We start from the raw sequence: 23,835 nt of genomic DNA on the forward strand, positions 1-23,835 counted from the left end.
CGCGCCCATGCCAGCCAACGACCCCCGCGCCAATGTGGAAGACGTGTATGAGTTGTCCCCGCTGCAGCAGGGATTTCTCTTCCACCACCTGCGTGATACGGATGGCGGCGATTACGTGGAACAGATGCTGTTTCGGCTGGCGGGCGACCTGGATCTGCCGCGCTTCAAGGCGGCCTGGGAGACGGTGGTGGCGCGGCATCCCGCCCTGCGCAGCTCGTTTCAATGGGAAGGGCTGGAGCAGCCGCTGCAAGTCGTGCATCGCCGCGTGGCCGTGCCGGTGCAGGAGGAGGACTGGAGCGCCCTGGCGGAGGATGCGGTGGCAGCGCGCCTGGCGGAGTGGTTGGCCGCGGATCGACGGCGCGGCTTCGAAGTGAGTCGGGCACCGTTGCTGCGCCTCACGGTGCTGCGGCTGCGCGATCGGCAGTGGCAGATCGTGTGGACGCACAGTCATCTGCTGCTCGATGGCTGGAGTCTGTCGATCGTATTGCGCGAAGTGCTCACCGCCTATGCCCGAAGTGGGGCGGCGGCCTTGCCGCCAGCGCCGAAGTATCGCGATTTCATCAAGTGGGTGCGGGGAGTGGGGGGGGCCGCCGCCACGTCGTTTTGGGCGGACGAGTTGGGCGATTTCAGTGAACCCACGCCGCTGCCGGTGCTCGGTGGCCGGTCGGCGCCGACTGGCGGCGAAGCCGGCGGCGAGGAAACCGTGCGTTGGTCGGCCGACGCCACCACGGAGCTCAAGACTCAGGTGGCGACGCGAGGGGTGACGCTCAGCACGGTGCTGGCTTCGGCCTGGGCCTTGGTGCTGGCCCGCGTGACCGGGGAGCAGGACATTGTTTTTGGCACCACCGTCGCGGGTCGACCGCCGGCGCTACCACGCGCCGAGGACACCGTGGGTTTGTTCATCAACACCCTGCCGGTGCGCGTGCGCGTGCCGGAGTCGACCGGCGTGGGGGATTGGTTGCAGCGCCAACAACGCCACCAGGCGGCGTTGCGGGAGCACGAGCAAACTCCGTTGGCGGTTGCCACCGCGCAAAGTGGGGTGGCCCCGGGGCGCGAACTGTTCCGCACCTTGTATGTGTTTGAAAACTACCCCGGTGCGAGCGAAGCGGCGGCGGCCCTGCCCGACGGTTTGCATCTGGTGGCCGCGCAGGCGCTGGAACGCACGCACTATCCACTCACGATCGTGGCCGCGCTCGATGCCGGCGAGTTGGTGGTGCGGGTGCTCTTCGATGGCCGCGAAGCCGATCGCGAGACGGCGGCGACCTTGGCGGCGCGACTGCGCCTGGCGGTCGCGGCCTTGGTGACCGCGGACGACCGTCAAGCGGTCGGGCAACTCGACCTGCTGTTGCCTGCGGAACGAACGCAATTGGCGGCTTGGGAAACCGGACCGTCGTCAGCGGCGGCTCCGCTGGATATCGTCGGCCAGGTGCTCGAGCAGGCCGCCCGCACACCGCACGCCGTGGCGGTCAGCTGGCCCGATCGGCAACTCACTTACGCGGAGCTCGACCGGTTGAGCGCGGTGGCGGCCCGGCGGCTGCGCGCGGCGGGGGCGGGGCCGGAAACCATTGTCGCGCTGGCGCTGGGGCGTTCGCCGGACTGGCCGGTGGCCGTGTTGGCCACGCTGCGCGCCGGCGCGGCGTTCTTACCGGTGGATCCTGACTATCCGGCGGAACGGATTCGGCACATGCTGAGCGACAGTGGGGCCAACGTGGTGGTGATCGGCGACACCCCACCGCCGGCGGTGACCGCAACGAACGGTCGTGTCCTGGCGTGGTCCGACCTTGTCGCAGCGACCGACGACCATCAGGACAGGACGGTCGACCTGCCGGCAGCCGACGCGGCGCAGGCGGCCTACGTGATTTACACCTCCGGGTCGACCGGTCGACCCAAGGGCGTCGTCGTGACGCGGGGCGCGATGTCGCGCCTCGCCCGTGATCAAGGGGAGTTTATGGCGGTGAGGCCGACCGACCGCGTGCTGCAGTTTGCCTCGCCCAGTTTCGACGCCTCGGTGTTGGAATGGGTCTGGGCCCTGCCCCAAGGCGCGGCGCTCGTCGGGGCACCGGCGGAGCAGTTGCTGCCGGGCGAGCCGCTGGCGGCGACCTTGGCGGAGCGGGTGGTCAGCTTGACCCTGTTGCCGCCGAGCACGCTGGCGCAAATGCCGGAGGGGGCGGGCGGCAGCCTGCGCGTGCTGGTGGTGGGGGGCGAGGCCTGCCGCCCGGAACTGGTCGAACGCTGGAGTGCGGCCGATTGCCGCTTCGTCAACCTGTATGGTCCGACCGAGAACACGGTGCTGGCGACCGGCACCGAGCTGGGCGCGGACGATCGCCACAGTCCGATCGGGGCACCGCTGGTGGACCTGTGTGCTTATGTTTTGGATACGTCGGGTCGGCGGGTGCCGCCGGGCGCGGCGGGTGAGCTCTATCTGGGCGGCGCGGCGTTGGCGCGGGGTTACCTGGGGCAGGCCGGGCTTACCGCCGCCGCGTTCGAACCCGACGATGCGTCCGCGACAGCGGGAGCCCGCCGCTATCGCACCGGCGACAAAGTGCGCTGGGGCGCCGATGGTCGGCTGGAGTTTCTGGGCCGGATCGACCGGCAGGTGAAGCTGCGCGGGTATCGCATCGAACTGGGCGAAATCGAAACGCGCCTGATGGCGCACCCCGGGGTGCGCGAGGCGGCGGTGCGGGTGCGCGGCGGCGAGCAGCTGGTGGCCTGGGTCGTGCCGCGCGACGGCGCCGCGGCCGACCCGGCGGAGTGGGCGGCTTGGCTGCGGCAAAGCCTGCCGCGGTTCATGGTGCCGGGGGCCTGGTGCGGGCTGACCGCGCTGCCTCAGACCCGGGGTGGCAAGCTCGACGAAGCGGCCTTGCCCGAGCCGGACGCAGACGGCGGTGCGTCGACCGCCGCGACTGGGTCGGTGGCCTCGCCCTTGGTGGCCATCGTGACCGAGGCGTTCGCCGAGGTGCTCGGCGGGGCGCAGGTCGGACCGCGGGATAACTTCTTTGCGTTGGGTGGCCATTCCCTGTCGGCGACGCGCTTGTTGGCGCGACTGCGTGAGCGTTTGGCGCCGGGCCTGCCGCTGCGCGTGATTTTTGAGGCCCCGACCCCGGAGAAACTGGCCGCAGAGGCGGCGGCGCATCGCACCGGTGGGAGCGGCGTGCCTCCGCCCCTGCGTCCGCGCGATGCAGCGGTCGGCCCGGCGCCGGCGTCGTTTGCGCAGCAACGCTTTTGGTTACTGGAGCGGCTGACCCCGGGCAACGCGGCCAACCACCTGCAGCTGACCGTGCGATTGCGCGGCGCCTTCGACGCGGACCGCTGCGAGCAGGCGTTGCGGGCGGTGGTGGCGAAGCACGACGTGTTGCGGACCACCTTCGCGCTGCAGGGCGACGACCTTCGCTTGGTGGACCTGAACCTCTCCGCGCTGCCGTGGGCGGTCACCACGACCACGGATTGGGAGTCCGCGTTGGCGACGGATTTCGACACGCCTTTCGATCTCGTCACCGGCCCGCTGTGGCGCGCCCGTTTGGTGCGGGTGGCGGCGACGGAGCACGTGCTTGGATTCACCTTTCATCATGCCATCTTTGACGGTTGGTCCGCCGGGGTGCTGGTGCGTGATCTGACGGCGGCCTATGGCGGGCAGGAGTTGGTGGCGCCGTCGATCGGTTATGCCGACTACGCGGCTTGGCAGCGGGCGTGGCTGGGGCAGGGAGAGTTGGCCCGGCAACTGGATTATTGGCGCGAGCACCTGCGCGCGGTGCCGGCGCTGGACCTGCCGACGGATCGTCCCCGGCCGGCGGTGCAAACCTACTGTGGCGGGTCAGTGGAACGCGGGCTGCCGACCGCAGCGTGGCAGGCCTTGAAGACCTTTGCGCGGCGCGAAGGCGTGACCCCGTTCATGCTGCTGCTGGCGGGTTGGCAGGCCTTGATCCAGCGCACGACGGGCCAGACGGATTTTGCGGTCGGCACGCCGGTGGCGGGCCGTCAGCGCGCGGAGCTGGAGGGCTTGGTGGGACTCCTGCTCAACACGCTCGTGCTGCGGGCGGACCTCGCGGGTGAGCCGAGTTTTGGCGAACTCCTGCGCCGGGTGCGCGCGACCACGCTGGATGCCTACGCGCGGCAGGACGCGCCCTTTGAGCAGGTGGTCGAGGCGATCAACCCGCCGCGCGATTTGTCGCGTCCTCCCCTGTTTCAAACCCTGGTGGTTCTGCAGAACGCGCCCACGGCGGAGGTGACGGTGGAGGGCGTGCAGTTGGAGGCGGTGCGACCGGCGGTGCGTCATGCGAAGTATGAGCTCACGCTGGGAGCCACGGAACGTCCGGACGGTCTGGAGCTCTCGCTGGAATACAACACCGACCTGTTCGATGAGCTCACGGCGAAACGTTGGCTGGACCGCTTTCTCACCTTGCTGGCGGCGGCGGTGCGTTCGCCCAAGCACCCCCTTTCGCGTCTGTCGTGGCTGCCGACGGAGGAAGCCGGGGTGCTGGCGGCCTGGAACCGCACCGCGCGGCCGTATGTCGCGAAGGATTGGATACATGAGCGGCCCGTCCGGCAATCGGCGACAGCGGTGGCCTTGCGGTTTGGCGGCACGGCGTTGACCTACGCGGAGTTTAATGGGCGGGTCGATGCGATGGCGGCCGCGCTGCAGGCGCGTGGGGTCGGACCTGAGTCGCGGGTCGGCGTTTGTCTCGAGCGTTCCTTTGAATTGGTGATCGCGCTGCATGCCGTGATGCGGGCGGGCGGCGCCTACGTGCCGCTGGATCCCGGTTATCCGACCGAGCGCGTGCGTCACATGGTGCGGGACGCGGAGGTGGCTGGCATCGTGACCACCGCCAGCTTGCGTGAACGGTTGCCGGTGGCGAACGACTCAGCGACCTGGGACGTGGCGGAGTTGTTTGAGCCGGATGCGACGCTCGCGCCGGTGGGGTTGAGCGGCGATCATGCGGCCTACCTCATCTATACCTCGGGCTCCACCGGTTTACCCAAGGGTGCGATCAATACACATGCCGCCATTCGCAATCGCCTGGACTGGATGCAGGAGGCGCTGCCCCTGACGGCGGCCGATCGCGTGCTGCAAAAAACACCGTTCAGTTTCGACGTGTCGGTGTGGGAGTTTTTCTGGCCGCTCATGACCGGGGCGACCTTGGTGGTGGCCGAGCCGGAGGTGCACAAAGATCCCGCGCGGTTGGTCGCGCTGATTTGTGCGGAACAGATCACGACTCTGCATTTTGTGCCCTCGATGCTACGCGCCTTTCTGGAGGCCCCCGGAGCGGCGGAATGTCGCTGTTTGCGGCAGGTGGTGTGTTCCGGAGAAGCGTTGCCGCGGGAGTTGGTTGAACGTTTCCACGCCGTGCTGCCCACCGTGGCGCTGCACAACCTCTATGGTCCGACCGAAGCGGCGGTGGATGTGACCTGGCAGCCCTGTCCGCCGGGGGATATAGGTCCGGTGCCCATCGGTCGGCCGATCGCCAACCTCGGTATTCATATTCTGGACCCGTCGTGGCAGCCGGTGCCGATCGGCGTGCCGGGGGAAATTTGTCTGGCCGGCCTGGGGCTGGGCCGCGGTTACCACCGGCGGGCCGGATTGACCGCCGAACGGTGGATTCCGCAACCGGCCGAAACCGGCGGGGCGCCGGGGGCGCGGCTGTATCGCACCGGTGACCTCGGCCGCTGGCGGCCGGATGGCACGGTGGAATACCTCGATCGGCTCGACTCGCAGGTGAAGCTGCGAGGCTTCCGCATCGAGCTCGGTGAAATCGAAGCGGTGCTGCGAGACCAGCCGGCGGTGGCGGACGCCGCCGTGCTGTTGCGTGAAGACACGCCGGGCGACGAGCGGTTGGCGGCCTACGTGGTGCCGAAGGCGGGGGCGGCCCCCACGCCGTCGGCGCTGCGCCACGCGTTGGCCGAACGCTTGCCGGACTACATGCTGCCGGCGGCCTGGGTGATGTTGGAAACACTGCCCTTGTCGCCCTCCGGAAAATTGGACCGGCGCGCGCTGCCGCCGCCAATCAGCTCCGTGTCGGACGCCGATCAAACGGTGCCGCCCGAGGGGCCGGTGGAGGAGTTGGTTGCAGCGCAGTGGGCGGAGGTCCTGCAGGTGCCGATGGTGGGCCGGGAGGATAACTTTTTCGTCTTGGGCGGACACTCCCTGTTGGCCACGCAACTCATCTCTCGCCTGCGCGAGCAACTGAAGGTCGAGCTGCCGTTGATGGACTTTTTCGCCGCGCCCACCGTGGCGGGATGCGCGTTGGCTTTGCTGGCAGTGGAACCGGAGCCGGGACACGTGGAAAAACATGCCCGCGCGCGCCTGCGCCTGCGCAACATGTCGGACGAAGAAAAGGCCCGTTTGCTCGCGGCCGCCAAGGACGCCGGATGAGTGACGCATCGACACCGTCCGAGGACGATCTGCTGCTGGCGCAATTGCTGGCGGAAGGAGATGGCGCCGCGCCGGCGCCGGCGCCCGCCGCTTCGGCGCCAACGACGATTCCGCGTCGCCCGGTCGGTGCGGCTGAGGCGCCGCTGTCGTTTGCGCAACAACGCCTGTGGTTCTTCGACCGACTGGTGCCGGCGAACACCGCCTACAACGTTTCGGCGGCGTTCCGTTTGAGCGGCGCGCTCGATGTGCCGGCGCTGGAGGAAAGCGTGCGGCGGCTGATCGCCCGGCACGATGTGCTGCGCACGGTGTTTGATGAAGGTGACGGCGGACAGCCCGTGCAACGCGTGCGGGCGACGGCGGATTTCCCGTTGCCGGTGACGCACGACGATGTGAGCGGCGAAGCGGACCCGCTGGCGGCGGCGCGGGTTCTGGCGGCGGCCGAAGAACGCTCCCCGTTCGATTTGGCGCGCGGCCCCCTCGTGCGCACCCGTTTCATCCGGCTCCGGTCCCGCGAGCACGTGATCGTCTTCACGCTGCATCACATCGTTTCCGACGGTTGGTCGACGGGTGTGCTCATCCGTGAAATCGGCGCGCACTACACCGCGGCGACGGCGGGCCAGGCGAGTGCCTTGCCCCCGCTGCCGCTGCAGTATGGCGACTATGCGGCCTGGCAACGGCAGGCGCTGGGCGCGCGGGAATTGTCGGGGCAACTGGAGTGGTGGCGGGAACAATTGGCGGATCTGCCGCCCCTCGCCTTGCCGACGGATTTCGCCCGTCCGGCGGTGCAGCATTTCCGCGGCGGCCGGTTACCGCTGACGCTCGACGCGGCCTTGCGCGACGGCCTGCATCGGCTGGCGCGCGAAAACGGCACCACGCTGTTTGCGGTGCTGCTGGCGGCAGTGCAGGTGGCGCTCGGCGCGTGGTCGGGCCAGCGTGACTTTGCGATTGGCTCACCGGTGGCGGGACGGACTCGCGGTGAGCTGGAGCCGCTCATTGGGTTTTTCGTCAACACCCTAGTGCTGCGCAGTCGTCTTGCGTCGGCGACGAGTTTCCGGGACCTCATCGCACAGACCAAGGACGGGGTGCAGCGGGCGTTGGCGCATCAGGACGTGCCCTTCGATCGCCTGGTCGAAGCGCTCAATCCCGATCGCACGCTGGGCACCACGCCGCTGGTCCAGGCGGTGTTCACCCTCGAGAACGCGCCCGATGGTGGCCTCGCCTTGCCGGGACTTGCGCTGACTCCGATCGACCCCGCGGAGGTGGTGGCGAAGTTTGATCTCACCATCGCGTTGACCGATGCGCCCAGCGGACTGACGGGAGCGGTCGACTTTGCGGCGGATGTGTTTGCCGCGGCCGGCGTGCAACGTTTTGCGGACCTCCTGCAGCACGTTCTGCGGACGGCGGTGGCGCATCCGGAAACGCCGTGGACCGCGCTCGCCGCGCCGAATGCGAGCGAGCGGGCGCAACTGCAGGCGTGGGGGAGCGGACCGACCCTGGAGCCCGCCGACCAGGGCGGCGTGCTCGCGCAAATTGTGCGGCTGGCCGAAACCCAACCGGACGCCCCGGCGGTCACCCATGGCGACACGACGGTGAGTTACGGGGAGCTGTTGGCGCGCGCCGATACGGTCGCGGCCGCACTGGCGGCATGGACCCAGGGCAGCGAACCGTTGATCGCAGTGTGTTTGGAGCGGTCGATCGACCTGGTGGTGGCACAGCTTGCCATCTGGCGCGCGGGCGCGGCCTATCTGCCGCTCGATCCGTCGCATCCGCCGGCGCGCCGGCGCGATCTGGTGGTCGAGGCGGGGGCGCTTGGCGTGATCACGACCGCGGCTTTTGCGGACGCGACCGACGGGCTGGTCGAGACGCTGCATGCGTTGGCGCAACGAGGTGCGGCGGTGGCCGACTTCACGCCCCGCGAGCCACCGGAAGACGCTTTGGCCTACGTGATCTTCACGTCGGGTTCGACCGGGCGGCCGAAGGGCGTCGCGGTGGAACACCGCGCCTTGGGCAACCTCGCGCGCTGGCATATCGACGCCTTTGGGGTGACCGCGAATGACCGCATGACGCTGGCGGCCGGAGTGGCGTTCGATGCGTCGGTGTGGGAAACCTGGCCGGCACTCGCGGCAGGCGCGCACCTGCTGGTGATCGATGCGCCCTTGCTGGCCTCGCCGCCGGACCTGCGGGATCACTTGCTGGCGGCGGGGGTGACGATCAGCTTTCTGCCCACGCCCGTCGCCGAGCGGCTGCTCAGCGAAACCTGGCCCGCCGCGGCGGCGCTGCGCTGGTTGCTCACGGGCGGCGATCGCCTGCGCGTCGCGCCGCCGGCGGGACTGCCTTTCCGTTTGAGCAACAACTACGGCCCGACCGAAAACACGGTGGTCGCGACCTCGGGGATTGTGCCGCGCGAGGATCGGCGCGCGCCCTCCATTGGCCGACCCATCGCGGGGACGACGATCCAGTTATTGGATACAGCCGGCCAGCTCGTGCCACCGGGCGCGGTGGGGGAGCTTTACGTGGGCGGCGCCAGCCTGGCGCGCGGTTACCACCGGCAACCGGAGCTGACCGCGCAGGCGTTTGTTCGGGATCCGACCGGTGGGGGTGCGCGACTCTATCGCACCGGCGACCTGGCGCGCTGGCGGGACGACGGGACGCTGGAGTTCCGCGGCCGCGCCGATCAACAGGTGAAGGTGCGCGGGGTGCGCATCGAACCCGGTGAGGTCGAGGCGGCGCTGTTGGCGCAGCCCGGAGTCGAAAGTGTCGCGGTGCTGGTGCGGGTTTGGCGCGGTGAGGCGGTGCTGGTGGCCTACGTGGCGCCGGGGGGAGACGAGGCCGTGCTGCGCGGCGCGCTGCAGCAGCAGTTGCCCGCGGTGATGGTGCCGAGCCGCTGGGTCTTTTTGCCGACCTTGCCGCTGACGCCCAACGGCAAACTCGACCGGCGGGCGCTGCCGGACCTCGATGCACCCGAGCGGTCGGCGGGCGTGGTGGACGAGCCGGCCGCCGGCCTGGAGGCGACGGTGGCCGCAGTGTGGGCGGAGGTGCTCGGCCGGACCGCGATCGGGGCGAATGACAATTTCTTCGACCTTGGCGGGCACTCGCTTCTGCTGGTGGAGGTGCAAAAGCGTTTGCAACAGAACCTGGGTCGACCGGTGGCGGTGGTGGACCTGTTTGCGCACCCGACGGTGCGTAGCCTGGCCCGTCATCTGGCGCCGGCGGCGGCGGTTCCTCCAAGCGCGGCGAGTGTGACGGCGGCGGAACGCGCCGCGCGCCAGCGCGAAGCGCTCGCTCGCCGACGCGCGGGAAGGAGGCCGGGCGCATGAGCGAGTCGCACGCCGCCGAATTCCCACCGGACGCGATCGCCATCGTGGGCATGGCGGGTCGCTTTCCGGGCGCCGTCGATGTGCCGGCGCTGTGGGAGCTGCTGTGCGCGGGCCGGGCGGGGCTGCAACCCTTGTCCGCGGCCGAGCTGCAGGCCGCGGGGGTGGCGCCGGCAGAGTATCAACAGAAAAACTACGTGCGGATGTCCGGCGGCATCGCGCACTACGATTGTTTTGATGCGGGTTTCTTTGGCATCAATCCGCGCGAGGCGGCGGTGCTCGATCCGCAGCACCGGGTGTTTTTTGAATGCGCCTGGGCTGCGCTGGAGTCGGCGGCGATCGACCCGGGTCGTTTTGCGGGCAGCATCGGAGTTTTTGCCGGGGCGAGTCTCAACACCTACCTGCTCTACAATGTGGCGGCGAATCCGACGGTGTTGGAACAGGTGGGGGTCTTCGGCGCGGCCATCGCCAGCGACAAGGATGCGCTCACGCAGCGGCTTTCCTACCTGCTCGACCTGAAGGGGCCGGCGATCACGGTGCAGACCGCCTGCAGCACGTCGTTGGTGGCGGTGCAGCAGGCGTGTCAGAGCCTGCAGAATTTCCAATGCGACGCCGCTTTGGCCGGCGGGGTTTCGATCAAGGTTCCGCATGCGGCGGGCTACCGTCATACCGAGGGCGGCGTGTCCTCTCCCGATGGTCATTGTCGGCCCTTCGACGCGGCGGCGCGCGGCACGGTTCCGGCGAGCGGTTGCGGGGTGGTGTTGCTGCGCCGCCTGGAAGACGCCTTGGCGGACGGTGATCCCATCGTCGCGGTGATTCGCGGGGCGGCGGTCAACAATGACGGCGCGCAGAAGGTGGGCTTCACCGCGCCGGCCGTGGCGGGGCAGGCGGAGGTGATCGCCTTGGCGCAGGCGGCGGCCGACGTCGAACCGATCAGCATCGGCTACCTCGAGGCGCATGGCACCGCGACGCCGTTGGGCGATCCAATTGAAGTGGCGGCGCTGGCGCAGGCCTTCGGCGCCGGTGCGTCGTGCCAACTAGGTTCAATCAAATCCAACCTGGGCCATCTCGATGCGGCGGCGGGCGTGGCCGGACTGATCAAGGCGGCACTGATCGTGCGCGAGGGCCAGATCCCGCCGACCCTTCACTTCAAAACACCGAATCCCGAGGCGGGGCTCGAGGCGGCTGGCTTCCGCGTGAACGCGACGCTCATGGATTGGCCGGCGTCCGCGCAACCACGGCGGGCGGGCGTGAGTTCCTTTGGCATCGGTGGCACCAACGCCCACGTCGTGGTGGAAGCACCGCCGTCGCTTGGCGTGCCGCCGGCCGCGGCCGGTCCGCAGTGGTTGCCGCTGGCGGCGCGCACGCCGGAGGCTTTGGCCCGACAACGGGCGCAGCTCGCCGCCTGGTTGGCGCAACCGCCGGTCGGGACGCAGCTGGCCGATGTGGCGACGACTCTGCAACGCGGTCGCCGGGCCTGGGCGGAGCGTTGGTTGGTGCGGGTTGATTCAATCGAGGCGGCCGTGGCCGCGTTGGAATCCGGCACCGAAGCCGATCCCGCGACGCTGCCGGCGGAGTTGCGTGCCTGGCGTGAGGGCACGACTGCGGCCTGGCCGGAGAGTGTGCTGGCGGGAGGTCGTCGCATGGCGCTGCCGACTTATCCTTTTGCGCGGGATCGCCATTGGATCGAAGCGGCCCCGGCGGCGGTGCCAGCCGCGCGGAGCACCGAGCGCGGACCTGAGTTTCAGCAACTGGCGTGGCGGCGTGGCGGCCGGGGCGGCACACCCGAGCTAATGTTGACCCTGGCGGACGAGTCCTTCCCCGCGGTGGTGAGCACGCTGGCGCAAGCGGTCGCCGGTGGAGCCCGCCGGCTGGGCGTGGCCTTTGACCGGGCCGCGCGGGCCGATCTGCTCGCCCTGGCCGGCGTGATTCCTTCGCTGCAGCGCGAGGTGCCGGACCTGGATATCCAGATGATGGATACGGAGGGCCGGACATGGTTGCCCCGCTGGTCGACCGTGCCGGTGGCGATGGTCGAAGCAAAGCCGGTATGGCGCGAGCGCGGGGTCTATGTGATCACCGGCGGTTTTGGTCGACTGGGCTTGGCGTTGGCGGAGGAGCTGGCGCAGGGCTGGCAGGCGCGTCTGGTTTTGCTGGGCCGCCGCGGCGCGGCCGCGGCGCCGGAGCGGGTGGCGGCGTTGGAGGCGGCGGGAGCGGAGGTCATGGCGGTGGCGGCCGATGTGGCCGATGCGGCGGCGATGCGCCGGATGCTGGATGACGTGGTGCAACGCTGGGGAGCGGTGCACGGCGTCGTGCACGCGGCGGGTCTCACGGGGGCGGAATCGGTGGTGCCGGCGTTGGGCGAAACAACGGCCGCACAGATCGAATTGTTGTGTCGGGCGAAGCTCGAGGGCTGGCGAGCCCTGGCGGCGGCGACGGCGGAGCGGGAGCTCGATTTTCGCGTCGCGATTTCCTCCTTGGTCACGGTGGTGGGAGGCGCGGGCCTGGCCGCGTATGCGGCCGCCAACGCCGCGATGGACGCGGCGATTGAGGCCGAAGCGTCGTCGGGGTGGATCAGCATTGCCTGGGGCGCGGTCGGCGCCGGGGCGGAGTTGAACGGCGCGGTGGGACGTGACGTGATCGAACGGCTGGTGGCCCGGGGCGAACCGGGCGTGTGGGCGGTGACCTTGCGCGGGACGGCGAGCGCGGGACAGCCGGCGGCGCCGGTCGCGGCGGAGAAGCCGGCTTGGTCGCGCGCGGAAACCGAGCGTCGTCTGGCCGGGTTGTGGGAAGAGGCGGTGGGGCAGGCGCCGGCGAGTTTGCAGCAGAATTTCTTCGAGGCGGGTGGCGACTCGCTGATCGCGGTGCAGTTGGTGGCGCGCATCAACCACACGTTTGGTGCGGAGCTCAGTGTCGCGGCCTTTCTCGATGCGCCGACCGTGGCGGAGGTGGCCGGTAAACTGACGCCGCCGGCAACCTCGCCCGCACCTCGGACAGCGGCGACCGACGAAGGCGCGGACGTGGTGCCGGTGCGGAGGGGCGCCCGCCGCCGGCGTTTGCGCGAGTTGGAACGGGGAGGTGAGTCATGAGTGCGGCGATCGATCCCAATGCGATTGCCATCACCGCAGTGGCCGGTCGGTTTCCAGGCGCACCGGACGTGGAGACGTTTTGGACCAACCTGCGTGGCGGGGTGGAGTCGATCCATCGCTTCACGGACGCGGAGTTGCGCGCGGCCGGAGTGAGCGCGGACTTGTTGCGTGATCCCAACTACGTGAAGGCGCGCCCGGTTTTGGCGGAGGTGGATCAGTTCGACGCCGCCTTTTTTGGCATCCCGCCGCGCGAGGCGGAGGTGATGGATCCGCAACAGCGCCTCTTCCTTGAAATCGCGCACGAGGCGCTGGAAAGAGCGACGCTCGTGCCGGAGACCTTCGCGGGGTTGGTGGGCGTGTTTGGCGCGACGTCGACGAGTTCCTACCTGCTGCATCACCTCAACGGGCACCCGCGGGCGGCGGAGGCGGGGGCGGCGCTGGGCACGGGTAACTTTGCGGACAACCTCACCACGCGCGTGAGCTATAAACTCAACCTGGGTGGCCCGGCCTTCACGTTGCAGACCGCCTGTTCGGGATCGCTGGTGGCGGTGCATGTGGCGGCGCAGAGCCTGCTCAATCTGGAGTGCGACGCGGCGGTGGCCGGCGGAGTGAGTGTGAGTCTGCCGCAGAACACCGGTTATCTCTATGCGCCGGAAGGCGTCGCCTCGCCGGACGGGCATTGCCGCACCTTTGATGCGCGGGCGCGAGGGACGATTTTTGGCAGCGGAGTGGGCGCGGTGGTGTTGCGGCGGCTGGCGGACGCCCAACGAGACGGTGATCCGATCCTCGCGGTGATCAAGGGATCGGCGATCAACAATGACGGGGCGGTCAAGGCCGCCTTCACCGCACCGGCGGTGCGCGGCCAGGCCGAGGTCATCGCCGAGGCGCTGGCGAACGCGGGGGTCTCGGCGGCGGACATCAGCTACGTCGAAGCGCATGGCACCGCGACCCCGCTGGGTGACCCCATCGAAATCGCGGCGCTGACCCAAGCGTTCCGCGAGACGACCGACCGCCGCGGCTACTGCGCGATTGGTTCGGTGAAGACCAACATCGGTCACCTCGACGCCGCGGCGGGAATCGCCGGTTTGATCAAAACCGTGCTCGCACTGCGGCACCGCGAGTTGCCGGCTTCGCTGCATTTTGAGAAGCCGAATCCCAAGATCGATTTTGCCCAGAGTCCCTTTGTGGTGAACGCGGCCCTGCGTCCCTGGTCGGTGTCGGCCGACGGGCAACCGCGTCGCGCCGGCGTGAGCGCGTTCGGCGTCGGCGGCACCAACGCCCACCTGATCCTTGAGGAAGCGCCCGCTGTCCGCGTGGAGGCGTTGTCGCCGAGCCGCACCCGCACCCGCGAAGTGCTGGTGCTTTCGGCGCGAACGGAAGCGGCCTTGCAGGCGGCGACCGCCCGCTTGGAGACCGCGCTGGGTGCGGATGACACGCCGGACCTGGCGACCGTGGCGCAGACTCTGCGCGAAGGGCGGCGGGCCTTTGAACACCGGCGAGTGGTCGTGGCCCGGGATGCGGCGGATGCGCGGGCGGCGCTCGTGCAGGGTGACGCGGCCCGGGTGGCCACGGGGGTGCTGAAACCGGGCAGCCGCGAAGTCGCGTTCTTATTCCCCGGTCAAGGTGCGCAAGCTGTCGGCATGGGGCGCGAACTCTACGCCACGGAGCCGATCTTCCGCGACGCCTTCGATCGCTGCGCGGCGCTGTTTCAGCCCTTGCTGCAGCGGGACCTGCGCGCGGTGGTGCATTCGGACGCGGCCACGCCGGCGGCGGAGGCCGAGGCAAGGTTGCAGGCGACCGATCTGGCGCAACCGGCTCTGTTCGCGATCGAGTGGTCCTTGGCGGAGATCTGGCGGGCCTGGGGTGTCGAACCGGCGGCGTTGTTGGGGCACAGTTTGGGCGAAGTCACAGCGGCCGCGGTGGCCGGCGTGTTGTCGCTGGAGGATGCGGTGCGGATGGTCGCCGTGCGCGGGCGCCTGATGCAGGCCCTGCCGCGAGGAGCCTTGCTGGCGGTGAGCCTGCCGCCGGCGGAAGTGAAACCCTTGCTGCCGCTGACGGTGTCGCTGGCCATCGTGAACGGACCGCGCGCCTGCGTGGTCGCGGGCACGCCTGGTGAAATCGCGCGCTTGGAGGACACCTTGCGCGAACGCGGCGTGCCGGCGCGGGTGTTGCCGACCTCGCATGCCTTTCAGTCGCATCTGATGGAGCCGGTGGTGGCGCCCTTCCTCGCGGAAGCCCGCCAGCTGACCTATCATGCCCCGCAGATTCCCTTCATCTCCAACGTGACGGGGCGCTGGATCACCGCGGCGGAGGCGACCGATCCAAGCTACTGGGCGCGGCAGTTGCGGCAGACCGTGTATTTCGGAGACGGGATGCGCGAACTCGCCAAGGAGCCCAACCGTGTCTTCGTCGAGGTCGGTCCCGGTCGCATCCTCGCCGGTTTATTGCGCCCCAATCTGGATGCGGGCGACGCGCGCAGCGTGTGGGCGACCTTGCCCGATGTGCGCGAGCGCAAGTCGGAGGAGGCCACCCTCTTTGGCACCCTGGGCCGTTTGTGGATGGCGGGCGTGCCGGTGGATTGGCGAACATTCCGGGGCGCGGAGCCGACCCGACGATGTGCCTTGCCGACCTATGCATTCGAGCGCCAACGCTTCTGGCTGGAGCCGGCGCCGCCGGCCATGTCCGCAACCGGGCCGGGCGAGCGGCGCGAACCCTTGGAGCGCTGGGCTTACACGCCGCGCTGGAAACAGGCCGAGTGGGACGAAGCTGAGCCCGCGTTGCCGGCGAATGCGAGTTGGATCGTGTCGACCGATGCACAGGGCTGGGGCACGGCGCTGGTGGAACGTTGGCGCGCGGAGGGACGCACCGTGGTCGTGCGCGCAGCGCGACAAGCTTGGACGGAGGTGTTGGCGGCGGCGATTCAGGATGGTCGACGGCTGGCGGGGATCGCGTGGCACAACGTTGTCGACGCACGCACGGCCGAGCAGGCGACGGCGGCGTTCCACGATGGCATGGCCTTGGTGCAGGCCCTGGTCGAACACGGTGTGACGGACCCCTTGCGAATGGTGGTGCCGACCTGCGGCGCTCAACGCGTGCTGCGATCCGACGCGGTGCAACCGGCGGGCGCCTTGGCGCTGGGTTTGGCGCAGGTGCTGCCCGTGGAGCTGCCGATGCTGGATGTGCGGGTGGCCGATTTCGCGGCGGACATCGATGTCACCACGGCGGCGACGCAGCTGGCCGACGAATTTACCCAGGCGGACGGTGCGCGCCTGGTGGCGTGGCGGGCACAATCTCGCTGGGTGCCGCATTTTGAGCCCTTGCCCTTGCCGGAGGTGCCAGCTGCCCCGCTCCCGTCGCGAGCGGTGGTGGTCATCACCGGTGGCTTCGGCGGGGTGGGCCAGGCGATCGCCATGGCCCTGGCTCGGCGGGTGCAGGCGCGTCTCGTGTTGGTGAGCCGGCGCGGCGGAGCGGGACAGGATGCGGCTGTGGCGGCCTTGCAGCGCGCGGGGGCCGAGGTCCTCGCGGTCGCGGCGGATATCGCGACGCCGGCGGGTTGGCGCGACGTCTTCGCGGCGGCGCAGGCACGCTGGGGGCGGGTGGACGGCATCGTGCACGCGGCGGGGGTGCCCGGCCGGACGATTGCGGCGCGCAAAACCCCGGCCGAAGCGGCGGCGGTGTTTGCGCCCAAGGTCGACGCGGTGGTCGCCTTGAGCACGGTGCTGACGGAGGACGGGTTGAAACCGGAGTTCGCCGTCCTGTGTTCTTCGCTGGCGGTGTGGTCTGGCAGCGCCGGACAGAGCGACTACGTGGCGGCCAACGCCTATCTGGATGCGGCGGCGCAGGTCCTGACCGCCGCCGGCACGCGGGCCATCGCGATCAACTGGGACCTTTGGAGCGACGTCGGCATGGGCGCGAGCGAGGCGGCCGCGACCGATCTGGCGATCCGGCCCGACGAGGGCGGCGAAGCCTTGCTGCGCGTGCTCGCGGCGGCGCGGGGCAACGTGATCCTGTCGACCGCGCGGTTGCCCGACCGGCTGGAACGTTTGCAGGCCGCGACCACGGCGCCGGCGGCGGGGGAGGCGTCGGCCGCGGGGCCGCGTTACCCCCGACCCGCGCTCACGACCGAATACGTGGCTCCGGCGGCGGGCCTGGAGGCGACCCTGGCGGCGCAATGGGCGCAGGTGCTCGGGCTGGAGCAGGTCGGGGCGGACGACAATTTCTTCGAACTGGGCGGTGACTCGCTTACGGCGATGCAGGCCATCGCTGCCCTCCGTCGCGACCCCGGGGTTTCGCTGGCGGTGACGGTATTCTACGACCAACCGACCCCGCGGGGGCTCGCTCCGCTGGTCGCCGCCGAACGCGCGGCGGCGCGCGGTGACGCCACATCGTGACTTGTTCCGTCTTGGCCCCGCCCGCGATGGCCCCCTTGCTAACACTTCCTCGCCTTTCTGACTGCCTATGAAGACCCCTTCGGCATCCTCCCTGGATCCTCAAAAACACATCGCCATCGTCGGCCTGCAACTGCGCTACCCGGGTGCCACGACCTTGGCGGAGTTTTGGCAGAACCTGCGCAACGGCGTGGAGTCGATCAGCTACTTCACCCCCGAGGAGATGATCGAGGCGGGTTACCCGCCGGAACTGGTCCGGAGCGCCAACTTTGTGCGCGCCAATCCGCACGTCGGAGACACGGCGGGCTTTGATCCGGCCTTCTTTGGTTTTACTCCGCACGAGGCCGAGGTGATGGATCCGCAAATCCGCCTCATGTTGGAGTGTTCCTGGCAGGCGCTGGAGGATGCGGGGTATGACGCGGAGCGATTTGATGGCCGCATCGGCGTCTTCATGGGCGCCAACCTGAGCAATTATTTCATGGCCAACCTCATGCCCCAGATGGACGACCTGCTGGCGGGGCAGGGCGGCATCTCGGCGCTCACCCTGTTCAACGACCGCGATTCGTTGGCCACGATCATTTCCTACAAGCTCAACCTCACCGGGCCGAGCGTGACGGTGCAGACCTATTGCTCGACTTCGTTGGTGGGCGTGCACCTTGGCTGCCAGAGCATCCTGGCCGGCGATTGCGAGATGGTGTTGGCCGGCGGCGTGTCGTTGAACAACGAAGTGGTGTCGGGTTACTCCTATGAGGAGGGCAGCATCAAATCGCAGGACGGCCATTGCCGCACCTTTGATGCGCAGGCGAGCGGCACGGTGTTTGGCAACGGCGTCGGGGTGGTGGTGCTCAAGCGCCTCGACCGGGCGATCGCCGACGGCGATTTCATTCACGCGGTCATCCGTGGCTCGGCCATCAATAACGACGGATCGGTCAAGGCCGGTTACACCGCGCCGAGTGTGAAGGGGCAGGTCGAGTCGATCGGCGCGGCGCTGGAACGGGCGGCGATCGATCCGGAAACGATCGGTTTCGTTGAAGCGCACGGCACCGCGACGCTGGTCGGGGACCCGATCGAGGTGTCGGCGCTCACGCAGGCCTTCGATGCCGCCGGCGCGAAGCGGCGCCAGTATTGTGCGCTGGGATCGGCCAAGACGAATTTTGGCCACCTTGACCGGGCGGCCGGCGTGGCGGGCCTGATGAAGGCGTCGCTGGTCGTGCGCGAAGGGCTCATTCCGCCCTCGCTGCATTACACCAACCCGAATCCGAAGATCGATTTCCCGAGCAGCCCGTTCTTTGTGAACACCAAGCTCTCGCCGTGGGAGCGCACCGACGAGGTGCCGCGTCGCGCGCTGGTGGCGTCGCTCGGTGTGGGCGGCACCAACGCGCACGCGGTGGTGGAAGAGCCCCCGGTGACCGAACCCTCCGGGCCGTCGCGGGCCGCGCAGCTCGTGGTGGTGTCCGCGCGGTCGGAAGCCTCGCTCGGCGCGGCGACCGACCAGCTCGTCAAATTCCTCAATCAGAATCCGGACGCGCCGCTGGCCGATGTCGCCTTCACGCTGCAGCACGGCCGCAAGGTTTTTGGCCATCGCCGCATCGCGGTGGGGCGCGACGCGGGCGAGATCGTCGCCGCGTTGCAGGATCAGCGCATGGGCATGAGCGCGGTGGGCGGCGGCAAGCCCCGCCGGCCGGTGGCCTTTCTCTTCACCGGACAGGGTTCGCAATACGTCGGCATGGGCCGTGACCTTTACGCCACCGAGCCGGTGTTTCGGGCCGAGGTGGATCGTTGTGCCGAGCTGCTGCAGCCGCACCTCGATCTCGACCTGCGCTCGGTGCTGTATCCAGAGGGTGGTGACGTCGAGGCGGCGGCGGAACAGCTCAAACAGACCGCGCTCACCCAGCCGGCCCTCTTCGTGATTGAGTATGCGCTGGCCCAGTTGTGGCGCAGCTGGGGCGTGCAGCCCGAGGCCATGATCGGCCACAGCATCGGCGAATACGTCGCCGCGACACTGGCGGGTGTGTTCAGCGTGGAGGATGCCCTCGCTTTGGTCGCGGCGCGCGGTCGCCTGATGCAAAGCATGCCGGCCGGCGCGATGCTGGCGGTGCCGCTGACCGAGGACGAACTGCAGCCGCACCTCGGTGAAGACGTGGCGGTGGCGGCGATCAACGCACCGGGTTCGTGTGTGGCGTCGGGGCCGTTTGCCGCGATCGATGCGCTGGAGGCTCAACTCGCCGAGCAGGGCGTGCAGGCGCGACGTCTGCAGACCTCGCACGCGTTTCATTCCGGCATGATGGATCCAATCCTGGCGGAGTTCACGTCGCGGGTGGCCGAGGTGTCGCGCGCGGCGCCGCAGATTCCCTACGTGTCCAATCTCACCGGAACTTGGATCACCGCCGAGCAGGCAACCGCCCCGGCCTACTGGGCGCAACATCTGCGGGGCGCGGTGCGTTTCACCGATGGCGTGGGCGAGCTGCTCAAGGACGGCGTCCGGCTCGGACTCGAGGTCGGCCCTGGTCGCACCCTCAGTTCACTCGCGCGCCAACGACCCGAAATCGGCGCGGCCCTCGCGCCGGTGACCTCGTTGCGCCACCCGCAGGAAAAGACGCCCGACGATCTCTTTATCCTGACGGCGCTGGGCCGACTCTGGATCGGTGGCGTGACCATCGACTGGGCGGGTTTCACGGGCGCGGAACGACGCAGGCGCGTCGCCCTGCCGACCTATCCCTTCGAGCGTCAGCCGTATTGGGTGCAGGCGAAGAAGGTGGAGCCGGTGGCGCTGCCGGCGGCCGCCAGTGCGACGGCGGCGCCGGTTGCTTTTCAACGGCAGGCCGATTTGGCCGATTGGTTTTATGCGCCGGAATGGACGGCGACGCCGGTGGGCGCGGCGGCCACGCCCGCGAGTCCGGCGTGGTTGGTGTTGGCGGAGCCGGGCGAACTGCGTTCGGCGCTGCTCGCCCGGATCGAGGCCGCCGGCGGCCAGGCGACGGTGGTGGAAACCGGCGACGCGTTTTCATTGGTGGCCGACGGGCACTATGCCATCAATCCGGCCAACGCGGAGGACTATACGACCTTGTTCACCTTGCTGCGCGGGGAGAAGCGCCTGCCGCACACGATCGTGCAGGCGTGGAGCGCGACGCCGCATGATGGCGATCCGTTGGATACGTTCACGGCCACGCAGGACCGTGGCTTTTTCAGCCTGCTGCAATTGGCCAAGACGCTCGGCGACGAAAACCTCTCCGAGCCGGTCCGGCTCGGCATCCTCTCCACGCAACTGCAGAGCGTGCAGGGCGAGGCGATCGTGGCGCCGGAGCGCGCGACGTTGATCGGTCCGGCGAAGGTGATCGCGCAGGAATACCCCGATATCGCCAGCGTGGCGATCGACGCGGCGGGCAGCGTTGACGAGATCGCCGACGCGGTTGTTGCCGAACTGGGTGCGGTGCCGACCGAACCGGTGGTGGCGTGGCGCGGGGCCGAACGATTTGTGCAGACCTTTGCGCCGCGGCGTTTGGATGCGCCGGGCGCGGAGATTCCGCTGCTGCGCACCAACGGCGTATACCTGATCACCGGCGGCCTGGGAGGCATCGGCCTCAAGGTGGCTGACTGGCTGGCCCGCAAGGTCAACGCCCGCCTGGTTCTCACCAACCGATCGCCCTTGCCGGCGCCGGCGGAGTGGGATGCCTGGGTCGAAGCCCATGGCCAGACCGACCGCGTTTCCCGCCGCATCGCCGCCGTGCGGTCGCTGGAGGCCAGCGGCGCGGAGGTGTTGCTGCTCACGGCCGACACCACCGACCTGCCGGCGATGCAATCGGCGGTGGCGACGGCGCGGGAGAAATTCGGTCGCATCGACGGTGTGATGCACGCCGCCGGCGTGGCGGGTGACGGCATCATTCAACTCAAGGAGCGGGCGGTCGCCGCCAAGGTGATCGAGGCCAAGATCAAGGGCGCACTCGTCCTCGCGGCCGCCCTCGGCGAGGAGCAGCCGGACTTCGTGGTGCACTATTCGTCGATCGCGGCGGTGGTGGGTGGCTTTGGCCAGGTTGACTACTGCGGCGCCAATTCCTGTCTCGATGTGATGGCCGCCGCGGCGGCGACTCAGGCCGGTGCGCCGCCGACCCTGTCGATCAACTGGGATGCCTGGGCCGAAGTCGGCATGGCGGTGGAAACCGTCGCCCGACCCAACGCGGCCAAGGCGCTGCAACAAGCGGCCGCGTTTGAAGAGATCGAGCACCCGCTCTTCCAGCGGATGCGCGCGCACGGCGACGAGCTGCACTACATTGCGGAGTTTTCCACGGCGGGTCCGTGGTTGATCACCGATCACGAACTCTACGGTAAACCCACGCTGCCGGGCACCGCGTATCTGGAGATCGCCCGGGCGGCGTTCGCCCGTCACGTCGAGGCGGAGAGCTATACCTTCTCCGACATGTTCATCCTGGCGACCTTCTCGGTGGAGCCGGGCCAGACCCGATCACTGCACGTGGTGCTGACCCAGGCCGAGGACGGCTACGATTTTGTGATCAAGAGCCGGCCGCCCGGTGGCGGCGACGATGACTGGCTCGAGCACTCACGGGGCCACCTCGCCGCGGGCACGAGCGAACCGGCAAAGCAGGTCGACGTGGCCGCGATCGAAGCGCGCTGCACGGCCGACTTCATCGAGGTCAATGCCGCCGACCAGATCGAACCGGGCAAGATGGTCGACCAGGCCGCGCACTTGCGGGTGGGACCGCGTTGGATGACGCCCGATTGGGTGAAGCTCGGCGAACGCGAAGGCATCGCCCGACAGCGCCTGGGGACCGATTTCGTCGACGACCTCAAGGATTTCCCGCTGCACCCGGGCCTCGTCGACCTTACCTCGTTCTTCCCCTTCAAAACCTCGAGCGTCTACATCCCGTTCTCGCATGGTTCGGTGCGGGTCTACGGTCCGCTCACGCCGCAGATCAGCAGCTACATCCAGCAGCACGATGACCTGTTGAGCGGCCGTCCGACGGCCAACTTCTCGGTGCAACTCTTCGATCCGAACGGTCGCGAACTGGTCGTGATGGAGGACTACCTGTTGAAGCGGGTCGACGCGACCAGTGTGAGTGCGGCCAGCGGCGGCCAGGATGCGGCGGCGGCGAAACCGGTCGACCGTTTTCCTTTCCTCCCGGGGGCGGAGAACTTTCAGGTCAACATGGCGGCGCTTGGTCAGCTCGACACGCTGGCCTTGGAGCCGAGCGAGCGGGTCGCGCCGGGCGCGGGCGAGATTGAAATCCAAGTCCACGCCGGCGGCCTCAACTTCAAGGACGTCCTGCGCGCGTTGGGCATGTTGTCCTCCGAACACGACGCCGGTCTCGCCCAGGGATTTGGCGGCGAAGGCGCCGGCACCATCGTGCGGGTGGGCCCGAACGTGACGGAGTTCAAACCGGGCGACCGGGTGATCCTGATGGGCGCGAAGTGCTTTAGTGGATACGTGACCGTGGCCGCCAACGCGGCGGCGCCCTTGGCGCCCGGCCTGTCCTTTGAAGACGCGGCCACGATCCCGTTGGTCTTCCTCACCGCGCACTACGCCCTGCAGGTGCAGGGACGTCTCGCCAAAGGTGAGCGGGTGCTCATTCACGCCGCGGCTGGCGGAGTAGGTCTCGCGGCCATCCAGTGTGCGCAGCGCGTGGGGGCGGAGGTTTACGCGACCGCCGGCAGTCCACAGAAGCGCGACTATGTGAAGTCGCTGGGCGTCGAGCACGTCTTTGACTCCCGCTCGCTCTCGTTTGCGGACGACGTCATGGCGGCGACCAACGGCGAAGGCGTCGACGTCGTGCTCAACTCGCTCTCGGGCGAATTCATCCCGAAGGGACTCGGGGTGCTCCGGCAGTTCGGGCGCTTCGTGGAAATCGGCGCGCGCGACATTTACCAAAACAGCCAGTTGGGTCTGCGCCCCTTCGCCAACAATTTGTCCTTCCTCGCGATCGAGCTGGGACCGCTGATGCTGCAGCGGCCCGACTACATTCGTTCCATGCTGGATGAGATCATGGGTTACTTTGCGGCCGGGCAGTTCCGCCCGCTGCCGACGGAAGTCTTTCCGATCACCGACGTGGGTGAAGCTTTCCAAACCATGGCGGGCGCGCGGCATATCGGCAAACTGGTCTTGGCCATTACCCCGCCCGCGGTCGCGGAAACCCTCGCCGGTGTCGATGCGACGATGGCGGACGGCGGCCTGGGCAGCGCGACGGCCGACTCCATCAAACCAACCGAAGGCATCGATGCGCTCGAGCGCATCCTGGCGGCCGGGGGCGCGCAGCTGGTGGTGTCGCCGCGACCGCTGCAGCCGATCATCGATCACGTGCGAGGCCGCGGGCAGACGGCGGCGCCGCCCCCCGAGCCGAGTGCGGCCGCCGCGGCCCCGAAGCCGGCGGCGCGCAAACGCTATCCGCGACCGGCCCTGGGCAACGCCTATGTGGAACCCCGTTCGCCGCTGGAAACGGACTTGGCCGAGATTTGGCAGAGTCTGCTCGGCATCGAGCAGGTGGGCGTCGAAGACAATTTCTTCGAGTTGGGCGGCGACTCCCTGATCGGCGTGCAACTCGTTTCGCGGGTGAAGAAGGAGTTTGGCGTCAACTTGGCCTCCTCCGCGCTCTATGAAGGTCCGACGGTGGCGGAACTCGCCCTTGCCATCGAAGCCGCGCAAGCCTGAACCCAGCTCCCTCAATCCCTGT

General features: G+C 69.0%; 5 protein-coding genes. All 5 read left to right on the top strand.

Annotated elements, in window-relative coordinates; translation table 11 throughout:
• Nucleotides 1-7 precede the first annotated feature (7 nt).
• Nucleotides 8-6,367, top strand: a complete 6,360-nt coding sequence (locus tag AC0MRV_RS11110; RefSeq protein WP_472764539.1) for an amino acid adenylation domain-containing protein — start codon at nt 8-10, stop codon at nt 6,365-6,367.
• Nucleotides 6,364-9,684, top strand: coding sequence for an amino acid adenylation domain-containing protein (locus AC0MRV_RS11115; RefSeq protein ID WP_472764540.1), 3,321 nt, complete (start codon nt 6,364-6,366; stop codon nt 9,682-9,684). Before AC0MRV_RS11110 ends, AC0MRV_RS11115 begins: the two co-directional genes overlap by 4 nt.
• On the top strand, nt 9,681-12,767 hold the full coding sequence (locus AC0MRV_RS11120) for an SDR family NAD(P)-dependent oxidoreductase (RefSeq protein WP_472764541.1): 3,087 nt from the start codon (nt 9,681-9,683) through the stop codon (nt 12,765-12,767). Before AC0MRV_RS11115 ends, AC0MRV_RS11120 begins: the two co-directional genes overlap by 4 nt.
• Nucleotides 12,764-17,158: a type I polyketide synthase gene (locus AC0MRV_RS11125; protein WP_472764542.1), complete on the top strand. Its 4,395-nt coding sequence runs from the start codon at nt 12,764-12,766 to the stop codon at nt 17,156-17,158. Before AC0MRV_RS11120 ends, AC0MRV_RS11125 begins: the two co-directional genes overlap by 4 nt.
• A gap of 67 nt (nt 17,159-17,225) precedes the next feature.
• Nucleotides 17,226-23,813 carry an SDR family NAD(P)-dependent oxidoreductase gene (locus AC0MRV_RS11130; RefSeq protein WP_472764543.1) on the top strand — a complete coding sequence of 2,196 codons (6,588 nt, stop codon included), beginning with the start codon at nt 17,226-17,228 and terminating at the stop codon, nt 23,811-23,813.
• Nucleotides 23,814-23,835: the final 22 nt, after the last annotated feature.

It is taken from the genome of Actomonas spartinae (assembly GCF_051209155.1).
Lineage (GTDB): Bacteria > Verrucomicrobiota > Verrucomicrobiia > Opitutales > Opitutaceae > Actomonas.